This is a genomic window from Hymenobacter sp. UYCo722, assembly GCF_040547115.1.
GTDB lineage: Bacteria > Bacteroidota > Bacteroidia > Cytophagales > Hymenobacteraceae > Hymenobacter.
The window spans coordinates 332,258-345,066 of record NZ_JBEPPC010000003.1 but is presented as its reverse complement, the minus strand read 5'-3'; the positions used below and the strand labels follow the sequence as shown (position 1 = coordinate 345,066).

The window sequence follows — 12,809 nt, the reverse complement described above, 5'->3', positions numbered from 1 at the left end:
GCGAGCAACGCAGTTCCAATAACGCCAGCGCCGTGGAGGGCACGGCCACTAAGCGGTGGCCTTCTTCGGGTGCGTACGGCGGTACCAAAAATAGCCTACTGCTCCCATCAGGATATAAGGCACGGTCATGATGTAGATGATGCCCTTGTTCAGGCCGGCCACATCGTAGTCGTCACGTTCTTGCCGGGCGGCTTCCACCTGCGACTTACACATCGAGCATTGGGCCTGCGCGGCCAATGGCGCGAGACTCAGCAGCAGGCCAAATAGCAGGGCGAAAACGGCAGTAAAAAAGGTCTTTTTCATAATTAGAATAACACCACTAGGATGGCAAAGTTTCTCAACATCAGGTGTAATACGGCGAAATCATAAAATATACGATTACGCCCGTTACCGAAACATAAAGCCACACCGGAAACGTCCAGCGTGCAATAGCCTTGTGCTTGGTGTATTGCCCGGTAAGGGCAAAATACAGCGTGAACAGTACCAGCCCAACCGTGACTACGGCCAGACTGATGTGCGTGAGCAACAGGAAGAAGTATATCCCCCGTACTGCCCCAACTCCGCCAAAATGCGTGCTGTCTACCTGTGAGTGGTAGGCGACGTAAGAAATCAGAAACAGACCGCCGAGCGCGAAAGCGGTACCCATGGACGCACGGTGAGCCAGCACGTTTTTTTGCCGGATAAAATAGAAGCCTACCAGCAGCGCTACCGCCGTCAGCGAGTTCAACACCGCGTTGAGAGCTGGCAGCGACTTGAGGTAAGAATCAGCACCCGGAATTTTGAAAACGCCTTTGTAGTAAAACAGCACGGCCACCAGCAGCGGCACTACCGCTCCCAGCGTACCGAGAATGACTTTGTAACGCGTGTAGTCGCCGGGGGCTAGTACCGGCGGGTGCAGTTGTTCAGTGGGGGTGTTCATAGTCGTAGAGCTGCACGGTTACCTCCGTGAGTAAGCGGTCGATTTCACGCCCGTCGGCACCGTCATAGATACCGCGCACGCGGCGCTGATTGTCGACCAATAACAGCCGGCCGGCCGGGATGTTAGCCGTGTATACGGCTCCAGGCAGGCGCTTGGGGTCGGCGGGGAGCCGGAACTCGCGCTGGGTGAGTCGTTGCAGCGTATCGGCGGAACCGGCGAGGAAAAACCACTTGCCGGCAATCGTGCCGTACTGCTCGGCTAGCTCCGCAAGACTCCTGGTATTGCCGGCGTCGCGGTTGAGCACGAACGTTACCAGCTTTACGCGGGGCTCGTGCCGGAATTTTTCCTGTACGCGTAGCAGCTGGCGAGCTACTTTGGGGCTAGCTGCGTCGTCGGCAAAAAACTGCGCGATGTACATACCCTGCCCTAGTTCCTGGCTGCTCACTATCCGCCCGGTTGAGGCAGACAGTTGGAACGGCGCAAGTTGGTGGAAAACAGTATCGCGCTGCCACTCCCCGCCAACCTGAGTGGAATCCACACGGTCGGGCAGGTAAGTAGGCAGCGCGTAACGGTTGGCACCGAAGCGAAACAGGAATAAAAAGGCCAGTACCGGCAACAATAGCAGCAGCCCCAGCAAAAGAGTTTGGCGGGGCCGCATTCGCTATTTGAACATGTTTTGCAAGACTTCGCCCATAAACGAGCCCTCCGTAATAAGGGCTACCAGCAGCCAGACCAGCAGCGTCACCGGCACCATAATGGTCCAGATAAGGCCTTTGGTTTCGTGCTTCAGGTGCATAAACTCGGCTACGATGAAGAACGCCTTGAGAATGGTGAGGCCGATAAAAATGCTGTTGCGCAGCGTGCTCGGATGCATCAAGAACACGAACACGAACTCAATAGCCGTGATGGCCACCAGAATGCCGAAAACGCGCCAAATCCAGGCGGTATTGGGTTTGGCGATTTCGCCGGGGGCGAGCGTGTGCTCGGTGGTTGCGTGAGAATCCATTTTTTAATTTTTGAGTGTTGAGAGTTGAGGGTCGAATGTTGGCCAGCTTAAAATCTCAGCACTCAACATTCAGCATTCAACACTTTTTTAAACGAGGTAGAAGAAGGTGAACACGAACACCCACACCAGGTCTACGAAGTGCCAGTAAAGGCCGATTTTCTCAATCATCTCGTAGTGGCCCCGCTTTTGGAAGGTGCCGTTGGTGGTGGCAATAAAGCACCACACCAGTAGGCATACGCCCGAGAATACGTGCGTGCCGTGGAAACCGGTGATGAAGAAAAACAGGTCGGCGAAGAGCACGGGGCCGTACTGGTTCATGTGCAGGTTGGCACCGAAGAATTTGGTACCGTCAGCCATGATGGTCGGCTCGGCGTGGCCGTTGATGAAGTGGCCCCACTCCCAGGCCTGGCTGGCGAGGAAGGTCGAACCAAACAGGATGGTCCAGAGCAACCATTTCTGCACGTCGGCTTTGTCCATGCGGTGGCCGGCCTCTACGGCCAGCACCATGGTTACCGAGCTCAGAATCAGAATCATGGTCATCAAAGCCACAAATCCCAGGGGAACGTTGGTTTCGCCCATGCCGGGGAAGGCATTAAATACGTGGTCCGGAATGGGCCACCAACGCGTGCTAAAGACAAAATCTTTGGCTTCACCGGTAAATACCTCGTGCTTATGGCGAATCATGCCATAAGTGGTGAGGAAGGCGGCGAAGGTGAAGGCGTCAGAAAGCAGGAAAAACCACATCATCAGCTTGCCGTAGCTCGCTTTGAAAGGTTCGTTGCCACCATCCCAGTTGCCGGTGCGAGGAGCGTCGAGGGTAGTGGCAGCAGCAGGCGGCTGCAAAGTGGTCGGTTGGGACATAGCGGACAGCGTAACGTCTAATTAATGATTCAAAAGTAAGAACAAATACAGGTACAGCCAAAGGCCGCCCAAGAAGTGCCAGTACAGCGTGGCGTTGCCAATAGAGAGCAAAGCACGCGAATGCACCTGATAATTAAGCGTCCTCTTCAACACTACGGCCAGAAAAACAAGGCCGGTAATGAGGTGAAAAGCGTGCACCCCCATGAGCACGTATACGAACGAGCCGGAGGGATTGGCATCGGCACCACCGAAATACGTGTTGCCGGCTACCAAATCGCCAAAGCTGTAGTACTGCCCCACCAAAAAGGCCAAGCCCAGCACCAGCGTGATAATCATCCCGGTTTTCACGCGGTTGATTTCGTCTTTGCGGGCCGAGAAATAGGCCCACTGCATGCTGGCACTGCTGAGGGCAATGAGAATGGAGTTGATAAGCAGCGAAGCCGGCAGGTCGAATTCGCGCCAGTTACCCTCGTCGCGGCGTACGATGTAGCCGCTGGTGAAGGCCGCAAACATCATTACGATACTGAAGATGAGCAGAATGAGTAGCACGCGCTTCGGGTGCCAGCCCAACCCGGTTTCCTTGCCGGCTAAAATATCAGGAGTCATACTGTTTATTATTAATGGTCAGTGGTTAATGGTCAACGGACGGTCAAATGAAGCACCAATCATTCCCCGCTACTTATTAACAATTAACTACTGGATTTTGTCCAGTACCAAAGCAATTTGTACGATGGGCAAGTACAGAAACGAAGCAAACATGATGCGAAGCGCCGCCTTGCGCGACTGGGTGCGCATGAGCTGCACCGTAAGCAGCAGAAACAGAATACCCGCTACCACAGCTACCAGCGCCGAGATACGCCCAGAAATGTTGAACTCCAGTGGCAACAGGCTAAGCGGAATCAACAGGAGCGTATAGGTCATTATCTGAAAGGCAGTGCGCAGGTCGCGGTTGCCCGGCGAAGGCAGCATTTTGAACCCAGCCCGTTTGTAGTCGTCGTCGGCCACCCAGGCAATGGCCCAGAAGTGCGGAAACTGCCACATGAACTGAATACCGAACAGTACCCACGCCTCGACACCAATATAGCCCGTGGCGGCGACCCAGCCAATGAGGGGCGGTAGCCCGCCGGGAATGGCCCCCACAGCTACGCAGATGGGCGATATCGTCTTCAGCGGGGTGTAGATAAAACCGTAGAGAATCAGCGATAGCAGCGACAGCCCAGCTGTGAGAGGGTTGAAACCATACCAGAGTAAGCTCAGCCCGGCCACGCCCAGCAGCACGCAGAATACCCAGGCTTCGGTCGGCGACAATACGCCCGTAGGTAGCGGGCGCTTAGCCGTGCGGGTCATCAGCTTGTCGAGTTCCCGCTCGTGCACCTGATTGATGATGTTGGCCGAGCCCGTTACGAGCAGGCCACCCAGCATCACCAGTAGCGCACGGCTCCAGCTGAACTCGTGGGCTCCAAGCATATAGCCAATGGCACTGGAAAACGCCACGGTGAGCGAAAGCCGGAACTTGAGCAGTTGAAAATAGGCGCGGGCCTTCACCATCAATACCTGAGTTTTATGCACCGCGAGCGCTGGCCCCAAGAGCCAATTCCCAACGGGGCCGCAAAGTTACGCAACAACCCGCCGGGCAGCATCCGACGACACAATTGTTTCTGGGCCTTTTCGGGCGCGCGCAACTGCCAGCAGCAGCAGAAACTGCACGCCAAACAGTACGGTCGCCAGCGTGAGGTGGACCGGCTGCGCGGCCGGTGGCAGCGCAAACGAGGCCAAGACAACACCTACGGCAATCTCGAGGCCAATAATAGCCAGCGTGGCCGTTACCAGCCGGCGCAGGCGTTCCCGGCCCAGCTGCCACAACTCGTACCCTACGTACACGTTCAGCAGCAGCACGGCGGCCGACATGGTGCGGTGCACACTAAATGTGCTGCCCAGTTGGCTCACCCAATTATCGCGCCCCAGATAGTCGGCTGCAGCCGATACAATATCAACCTGCTCGCGCACCTGTGTGCCCAGCATAATCTGCCAAAAGGTAAGCAGTAGCGCTGCCCACAGCCAACCGACCAATGTCCTTTGCGGTCGGATTCCATCAGCTACAGTCTCAAGGGTCGCGGCGGCATCGGCATAAGTCTCAGTAGTCCTCCCCCACCGCGCCCGGTCAACAGCATAGAGCAGCAAGGCTACAATCACCAGCGCCAGGGCCATGTGAATGGTAACCATTACCGGCAGTAAGTTGGTCGATACCACCAAAGAGCCAAGATATCCCTGCACCCCCGTGAGCAGAAAAGAAGCCAGCGCCAGCCAGAAAATGGCCCGGTCGCCTCGCCAGTACGGCAAAGCAAATACCACCGTCAGGAATACGAACACCCCGATGAGCGCTCCCAATAAGCGGTTTATGTACTCAATCCAGGTTTTCACCGGGTTGAAATCAGTCTCAATGTACTGCGTAGGGTGAGCGAAAATGCTGCCTGCTACTTGAGCAAAGCCCATTTTTTGCAGCGTTCGGGCCAGTTTTTGGTTTTTGGCCACGCGCTGGGCAGTATATACCTCCTTGTAGTTTGCCGGAAGCTGGCTTGCTTCGGTGGGCGGCACCCATTGGCCAAAGCACTTAGGCCAATCGGGGCAACCCATCCCGCTCCCAGTGCTGCGTACTACGCCACCTACTAGTATCAACAAGTAAACGGCAATTACCGTGAGAATGCCGAACGAGCGAAAGCGGCGCAGGGCGGCACTATTGAAATTTTTCTCCATTCTAACTATAGGAAGCAGTTACTTGCCCCACTTCTTTAACCAATAACCCCAGTGGTTTGTGACTAATCAGGAGACTAAAAAAAACGGGCCGCCGATAAGGCGGCCCGTTAGAGGACTTGGTTGGTCTGTATTACTTAGTCGGCTAATTCCTGCTCGTACGGCAGGTTTGACGACTGCGTTTGCGAATAAGGCACGTTCTGGGGTATAAAGTCTACCTCCGAACCGGGCTTACTGTAGTCATAAGGCCAACGGTACACAGCCGGAATCTCGCCGGGCCAGTTGCCGTGGCCGGGATTGATGGGTGTGGTCCACTCCAGCGTAGTCGAATTCCAAGGATTCTGAGTGGCACGACGACCACGGAAAATGCTGTAGAAGAAGTTGAAGATGAAGATGAACTGGCCCAAGAAGGCAATAATAGCTGCAATTGAAATGAACTTGTTCAAGTCAGCGAACTGCGAGAAGGCATCGAAGCCAGTCCAAGCATAGTAGCGACGGGGGAATCCAGCGATACCGACGTAGTGCATGGGCATAAACACTAGGTACACGCCCACGAAGGTCAGCCAGAAGTGGATATAACCCAGCTTCTCGTCCATCATGCGGCCAAACATCTTCGGGAACCAGTGGTACACGCCGGCAAACAAGCCGAAGAAAGCCGAGCTACCCATTACCAAGTGGAAGTGAGCCACCACGAAGTACGTGTTGTGCATCTGAATGTCAAGCGTAGCGTTACCGAGGATAATACCCGTCAGACCACCCGAGATGAACAGCGACACGAAGCCAATGGCAAACAGCATGGCGGCAGTGAAGCGGATGTTACCGCGCCACAGTGTAGCCAGCCAGTTGAACACCTTCACGCCCGAAGGCACGGCGATAATCAACGTCAAAAACATGAAAACCGAACCAAGGAACGGATTCATACCCGTCACGAACATGTGGTGGGCCCATACGACGAATGACAGCAAGGAAATACCAATCAGTGAGCCAATCATTGCACGGTAGCCGAAGATAGGCTTACGGGCGTTGGTAGCCAGTACTTCCGACACCATACCCATCGCAGGCATGATTACGATATACACCTCGGGGTGGCCCAGGAACCAGAACAAGTGCTGAAAGAGAACCGGCGAACCGCCCTGATTACTCAACGCCTGCCCAGCAATATAAATATCGGACAGGAAGAACGATGTGCCGAATGAGCGGTCAAACACCAGCAACAGCGCTGCCGAGAACAATACCGGGAACGACAGGATACCGAGAATAGCCGTGAGGAAGAACGCCCAGATAGTCAGGGGCAGCTTGCTCATGCTCATGCCCCGAGTACGGAGGTTGATTACCGTCGTCACATAGTTCACACCGCCCAAAAGCTGCGAAACGATGAAGAATACCATGCTCACCAGCCACAGCGTCATGCCAGCGCCAGAACCCGGAATAGCTTGCGGCAATGCGCTCAATGGCGGGTAAATAGTCCAGCCAGCCGCAGCCGGGCCGGTTTCAATGAACAGCGAGGAAAACATAATCACACTGGAAATAAAGAAGAACCAGTACGAAAGCATGTTCATGAAGCCCGAAGCCATATCGCGGGCACCCACTTGCAGCGGAATAAGGTAATTTGAGAACGTTCCCGACAAGCCCGCCGTGAGCACGAAGAACACCATGATGGTGCCGTGCATGGTCACCAGCGCCAAGTAAAACTCAGGGTTTAGCTTGCCAGCTTCAATCCAATGGCCGAGCACAGGTTTCAGCCACTCCATGGTGCCAGCGGGCCAGCCAAGCTGCAAACGGAACAAGCTCGACAGCGTGCCACCGACAATTGCCCACAGCATACCCGTAATCAGGAACTGCTTGCCAATAACCTTGTGGTCCTGGCTGAAAACATACTTCCACAACCAATGCTGGTCATGGTCGTCGTGCTCGTGGTCTTCGTGGTGCAGGAGGTGGTCACCATGCTCCGCGGTTGGCACCGGAGCGGAGCCAACGCCGCCTTGCGTTTGCACGCTTGGCGATAAATTGGGTTTAGGTGTCAGGTCTGACATTACAGGGTAGCGTTTATAGTAATTAGTTCGAAGCGGCCAAAGGCATGGGAGCAGCTTCCACTTCTGGCGTGGCAGCTACAGGAGTAACCATCGTTTTGCCTTTCTGTTTGAGCGCAGCCATTACTTCAGGGTTCTTTTGCGAGAAAGATTGCTGCGCGGCGTACCAGTTCTGGTAATCATCTGGCTCATCCACAATCACCGTAGCTTTCATCGCGTAGTGGCTACCCCCGCACACCTGGTTGCAAGCCAACTCATAGTTGAATTTAGGGTTACCCAAACGTGCGCGCATCTCGTCGGTAGTGGTGGTCGGCGTAAACCAGAAGCGGGTTGGCATGCCCGGCACTGCGTACATCTGCACGCGGAACTGTGGCATGTAGACGGCGTGCAGAACATCGCGCGAGCGAATTTTAATCAGCACCGGAACACCCTTAGGAATGTGAATTTCATTGGTCGTGAAGTCATCAAGCCCAGCCTTGTCGCTCAGGTCAAAGCCCCACTCGTTCACAGCGTCAATCATGCGGTAATTGATTACCCCTAGCTTCATATCGCGACCGGGGTAACGTACCAGCCAGTTGAACTGCTTACCCATCAGCTCCACCACAACCGAGTTTTTCGGCGCGGGACCGGTAATGCGCGTCCAAGCTTTCCAGCCAGCGAAAATCAGCGAGGCCATTACAATAGCCGGGATGATTGTCCAGATTACTTCAATTTTATTATTGTGAGCGAAGAAGTATGCCCGGCGACCTTCCTTGTGCTGATACTTATAGGCATACCAAAACAGCAAAATCTGCGTGATGGCAAAGGCTACACCAATCACAGCCATTGTGGTCCAGAACATGGTTTCCATTTTGTGGCCATGCACTGAGGCAATGGGCGGATTCATTTTGCTGAAGTTTTCAACAAAAGAATATGCAAACCAAGCACCACCTACAATCAGGAACACCATCATTAAAATAGCATTCACGCTGTTGCTTACGCCAATATCGCGGGTAAAAGAACCCGAGAAAATAGAAGTAAAAATCTGCAAGCGAAACAGCAGGCCGAATACAACCAGCAGCAGCACCAGCACCAGTAAAATGGTTAGAGCAGTCATTGAATTTATAAGTAGTAAGTACTGAGTATTGAGTATTAAGGATTAAAAAGTGGTTTAGGCCAGTTCTTTTGCTCAATACTGTCTACTTGAAGCTGAACCTTAAGTAGTATGGTGCAGGCTCTCGTCAAAGAAGGGATGATTCACGGGTACCAGCGAGGCCGAAGCCAGACGACGAGTGAACAGAATCAGGAATGCGCCGAGGAAAATGGCAGCAATGCCAATCTCAATTAAGAACCCGTTTTCACCGCGCAAAGTGCCCGGCATCAGCATCAAATAGAAGTCCGACCAGTGACCACACAGAATGGCAATAGCCACGATTTTCATCATAATCATCTGGCGCTTGGCATCCCGCGTCATCAGACCGAGGAATGGGAAGACAAAGTTGATAACGATGTTGAAAAAGAACATAAAGGTGTAGCGACCTTCAAATCCGCCAAGGCGCTGATTGAAGTACACCGCTTCTTCGGGCAAGTTGGCATACCAGATAAGCATGAACTGGGAGAACCATACGTAAGTCCAGAATATGCTGAAGCCGAACATCAGCTTGCCCAAATCGTGGATGTGACTGGCATTTAAAGCTCGTAGATAGCCATTTTGTTTCAGAAAAATAGCGGTGAGAGCGATGGCGGCAATGCCCGATACCCACCACGAGGCGAATACGTACCAGCCAAACATGGTGCTGAACCAATGCGGGTCAACCGACATTACCCAGTCCCAGGCCGACATCGATGAGGTAACGGCATACAGCACCAGAAACAACGCTGAAGCGGTGATGCTCTTGTGAAACCAATAGGTACCACCATTCAAGTCTTCCGCCAGCGATAACTGCCGTAGCTTCCAACTGAATGCACCCCAAATGATGAGGTAGCTAGCCATGCGAATCACATAAAATGGCAGGTTCAGGAATCCCTCTTTGCCCTTAATGACAGCATCAAAATGTTCCGACTTAGGGTCCATGATGCCCTCGTGGGTCCAGTGAAATATATCCTGACGGCCCACAAGAAACACGATAAGCATTATTACACCACCGGGAATTACCCAGGCGCTGAGGGCTTCGGCAATGCGCTTCACCATTACCGACCATCCGGCGTAGGCTACGTAGTTGATAGCTACGAATACAGTACCAACCGTGGAAACACCGAGGAAAAACAAATTGCTGTGCCAAAGGCTCACCAGCACGCGCTTAATCAGGACTGAGTGTCCTTCTTCATGCGCCACGCTGTGAGCGGCGGTAGCGTGGCCGGCCGCCTCGCTGTGCTCAGCGGCCCCCCAACCCATTACCTGCGCGATAATACCCACAATGAGCAATACCACGCCGGCAACGATGATAGTAATAAAAGTTTTACGGGCGCCATCCGTAACGACGAGCTGTTCAGCCGTGGCGCTTTCTTGGTGCGTCAGAGTTGCCATAGTGCGTTATTGAGGAGTTGCGGTGCCGTTTTTTGCCTTGGTTCCGCCCTGTCCGGGTGTTTCGGAGCCTTTACCTGCTTGTGCCTGCCCCACGGGGAGTTGGTTGCTGCTATCAGTCATTTGGGTCGAGTCGCTGGCCATACTGGTCGGGCCTTTCGCAATCAGTTTGCTCAGGGCATCGGGGCCTTCGCCAAGTTCCAGGACGCGCACATACATGGCAATTTTCCAACGTTCTTCCGGGTTCACGATGGAGCCGTGGGGCATCATGCGGTTGCGCCCCCACTGGATGACGTGGTAGATATGCCCGTCGTTCATGTTCTTGTAGTAGCCCGTGGCGTAGTTTGGTACGCCCTTGTACTTAATGCCTACAAGCCCCTGGCCATTGCCCTGCTCACCATGACAATGTGAGCAGATGCGCGTGTACAGCACCTTGCCCTCTTCCAGGTTAGCCTTGGTGTAGGCATAAGGGTTACGAAGCGTGCGCTCCGCAATGCCCACACTATCCTTCGGGATGTGGTCAAAATAGTTGAGCTTACCACGGGGGACAGTGCCGTTAGCCGGAGTACGCTCATTTATGCCGAACGCATTAACCGGGTTGAAGTGCGTCTGGCTCAGGGGTTCGTACGGGATGGACTGGTACATCTCCGGTGCGTATTCCACGCCGGGGTCGTTTCCGTCGTTAGTACAGGCCGTAGTGGCCAGTCCCAAGGACAGTAGCAGCGCGGAAACGCGCAGGCTCAAGGTCAGCGGATGCGTCATTACTAGTTGGTCATTTCTTTTTGGTTGACTTCCGAAGCGCCGTTTTCGCGGAGCAGCTGAGTCAGCCGGGGAAACTGCGAGCTGGTTTCATCCAGTTCGATGGCCACAACAAACTTGTCGTCGGTGGCACGCACGTCCATCACCGGCACTTTGAAACGTGGGTAAAGGCCCGTGATGGTGAAGAACGTAATAGCCATGCCGTGGCAGGTGAAAAACACGGTGAGCTCAAAAGCGACCGGCACAAAGGCAGGCAGACCAATGTGAGGCTTACCACCAATAATCATCGGCCAGTCGAAGCCCAGCATATAAATCTGCATCCACAGTGCGAAGGCTAAGCCCGTCATTCCGAAGAAGAAGGCTGCAATAGGCAAACGCGAACGCTCGATACCTAACGCATCATCGATGCCGTGCACCGGGTAGGGCGAGAAGACATCGTAGATTTTCACGCCGGCGGCGCGTACATTTTCTACCGCGTGCAGCAGCACGTCTTCGTCTTCGAAGATGCCGAGGGCGAATTGCTTAGTCATGCTGGTTATAATTTACGGGAGCCGAAGCGGGAACACCGGGAGTGACAGTTTGGGCGGGAGCGTGGTGAGCTTTGTTGGGGTTGTAAGTCGGACCGTTGTCGACGGTATACTTCAGGATGGTCTTAATTTCAGCCATGTTAATCACGGGAAAGAACTTGGCGAAGAGCAGGAACAGCGTGAAGAAAAGGCCGAGGGTACCTACATACAAACCGATGTCGATAATCGAGGGCGAGAACATGGCCCAGCTCGATGGCAGGTAATCGCGGTGCAGCGAGGTCACTATGATTACAAAGCGCTCGAACCACATACCAATGTTAACCACAATAGAGAGTGCGAAGGTGAGCGGGATGCTATACCGTACGCGGCGGAACCACACTAGCTGCGGTGTAATCACGTTGCAGGTCATCATCGAAGCGTAAGCCCACCAGTAGGGTCCGGTAGCCCGGTTGATGAAGGCATACTGCTCAAACTCCACCTGCGAATACCAGGCGATGAAGAATTCCGTGATGTACGCCACGCCCACGATGGAGCCGGTTACCATCATGATTTTATTCATCAGTGCGATGTGCTCCAAGGTGATGTAGTCTTCAAGGCGGAACACCACGCGAGTAATCAACATCAGGGTAAGCACCATAGCGAAGCCCGAGAAAATAGCACCAGCCACGAAGTAGGGCGGGAAGATAGTGGTGTGCCAGCCCGGAACCACTGAGGTGGCAAAGTCCATTGATACAATAGTGTGTACCGAGAGCACCAGCGGAGTCGAAACACCAGCCAGAATCAGCGAAACCGTTTCGTAACGCGACCAGGCTTTGGCCGAGCCTTTCCAGCCGAAGCTCAGCATCGAGTAGCTGAACTTAGCGATAGGACCCTTCGCACGGTCCCGAATCGAGGCGAAGTCCGGAATCAGACCGATATACCAGAACACCAGCGACACGGTAAAGTAGGTCGAGATGGCGAACACGTCCCACAGCAGGGGCGAGTTGAAGTTAGCCCAGAGCGAACCCAGCGTGTTCTGGAACGGAAAAACGTAGAAGGCCAGCCACGGACGCCCCATGTGCAGTACCGGGAACATAGCGGCGCAGATTACGGCGAAGATGGTCATGGCTTCGGCCGCGCGGTTGATGGAGCTACGCCACTTCTGACGGAACAGCAGCAGTACCGCCGAAATCAGCGTACCGGCGTGGCCAATGCCTACCCACCACACAAAGTTGGTGATGTCCCAGGCCCAGTTCACGGTCTTGTTCAGTCCCCACTCGCCGATGCCGTACCAAACGGTGCGGTAAACGGAGTAGAAAAAAACCCCCAGAAAAAACAGGGCTACGCTTAGGGCGGCCATCCAACGCAGGTTGGGCTTGGCTTCGACCTGGTAGCAGATGTCTTGCGTGACGTCGTGTAACGTCTTGCCGCTGGTTACGAGCGGTTCGCGTATGGCTGATACGTGCTGCATAAG

14 protein-coding genes are annotated in these 12,809 nt (G+C 54.1%); all 14 read right to left on the bottom strand.

Features of this window, described 5'->3' with window-relative positions; all coding sequences use genetic code 11:
- Nucleotides 1-48: 48 nt before the first annotated feature.
- Nucleotides 49-303, bottom strand: coding sequence for a CAMCR motif-containing small membrane protein (locus ABIB44_RS11060; protein WP_354584722.1), 255 nt, complete (start codon nucleotides 301-303; stop codon nucleotides 49-51).
- A 40-nt stretch (nucleotides 304-343) separates the two neighbouring features.
- Nucleotides 344-919: a DUF420 domain-containing protein gene (locus tag ABIB44_RS11055; protein WP_354584721.1), complete on the bottom strand. Its 576-nt coding sequence runs from the start codon at nucleotides 917-919 to the stop codon at nucleotides 344-346.
- Complete coding sequence (locus ABIB44_RS11050) at nucleotides 903-1,577, bottom strand: hypothetical protein (protein WP_354584720.1); 675 nt, start codon at nucleotides 1,575-1,577, stop codon at nucleotides 903-905. The genes ABIB44_RS11055 and ABIB44_RS11050 overlap by 17 nt, the downstream gene beginning before the upstream one ends.
- A 3-nt stretch (nucleotides 1,578-1,580) precedes the next feature.
- The gene (locus ABIB44_RS11045) at nucleotides 1,581-1,925 is read right to left on the bottom strand and encodes a cytochrome C oxidase subunit IV family protein (protein ID WP_354584719.1); all 345 of its coding nucleotides are present in this window, start codon (nucleotides 1,923-1,925) and stop codon (nucleotides 1,581-1,583) included.
- Nucleotides 1,926-2,012: 87 nt separating this feature from the next.
- The gene (locus ABIB44_RS11040; protein WP_354584718.1) at nucleotides 2,013-2,786 is read right to left on the bottom strand and encodes a cytochrome c oxidase subunit 3; all 774 of its coding nucleotides are present in this window, start codon (nucleotides 2,784-2,786) and stop codon (nucleotides 2,013-2,015) included.
- A 21-nt stretch (nucleotides 2,787-2,807) separates the two neighbouring features.
- Complete coding sequence (locus tag ABIB44_RS11035; RefSeq protein WP_354584717.1) at nucleotides 2,808-3,392, bottom strand: cytochrome c oxidase subunit 3; 585 nt, start codon at nucleotides 3,390-3,392, stop codon at nucleotides 2,808-2,810.
- Nucleotides 3,393-3,479: 87 nt separating this feature from the next.
- Nucleotides 3,480-4,334 carry a heme o synthase gene (gene cyoE / locus ABIB44_RS11030; protein ID WP_354584716.1) on the bottom strand — a complete coding sequence of 285 codons (855 nt, stop codon included), beginning with the start codon at nucleotides 4,332-4,334 and terminating at the stop codon, nucleotides 3,480-3,482.
- Nucleotides 4,335-4,400: 66 nt separating this feature from the next.
- Nucleotides 4,401-5,540 carry a COX15/CtaA family protein gene (locus ABIB44_RS11025; RefSeq protein ID WP_354584715.1) on the bottom strand — a complete coding sequence of 380 codons (1,140 nt, stop codon included), beginning with the start codon at nucleotides 5,538-5,540 and terminating at the stop codon, nucleotides 4,401-4,403.
- 134 nt (nucleotides 5,541-5,674) lie between these two features.
- Nucleotides 5,675-7,498, bottom strand: coding sequence for a cytochrome c oxidase subunit I (locus ABIB44_RS11020; RefSeq protein ID WP_354584835.1), 1,824 nt, complete (start codon nucleotides 7,496-7,498; stop codon nucleotides 5,675-5,677).
- 94 nt (nucleotides 7,499-7,592) lie between these two features.
- Entirely contained in the window at nucleotides 7,593-8,663 is a 1,071-nt protein-coding gene (locus ABIB44_RS11015) for a cytochrome c oxidase subunit II (RefSeq protein ID WP_354584714.1), read from the bottom strand.
- A gap of 99 nt (nucleotides 8,664-8,762) precedes the next feature.
- On the bottom strand, nucleotides 8,763-10,073 hold the full coding sequence (locus ABIB44_RS11010) for a quinol:cytochrome C oxidoreductase (RefSeq protein ID WP_354584713.1): 1,311 nt from the start codon (nucleotides 10,071-10,073) through the stop codon (nucleotides 8,763-8,765).
- Nucleotides 10,074-10,079: 6 nt separating this feature from the next.
- Entirely contained in the window at nucleotides 10,080-10,832 is a 753-nt protein-coding gene (locus tag ABIB44_RS11005) for a c-type cytochrome (protein WP_354584712.1), read from the bottom strand.
- A gap of 2 nt (nucleotides 10,833-10,834) precedes the next feature.
- Nucleotides 10,835-11,359 carry a DUF3341 domain-containing protein gene (locus ABIB44_RS11000; protein WP_354584711.1) on the bottom strand — a complete coding sequence of 175 codons (525 nt, stop codon included), beginning with the start codon at nucleotides 11,357-11,359 and terminating at the stop codon, nucleotides 10,835-10,837.
- Complete coding sequence (nrfD, locus tag ABIB44_RS10995; protein ID WP_354584710.1) at nucleotides 11,352-12,806, bottom strand: NrfD/PsrC family molybdoenzyme membrane anchor subunit; 1,455 nt, start codon at nucleotides 12,804-12,806, stop codon at nucleotides 11,352-11,354. Before nrfD ends, ABIB44_RS11000 begins: the two co-directional genes overlap by 8 nt.
- Between the last annotated feature and the right edge of the window lie 3 nt (nucleotides 12,807-12,809).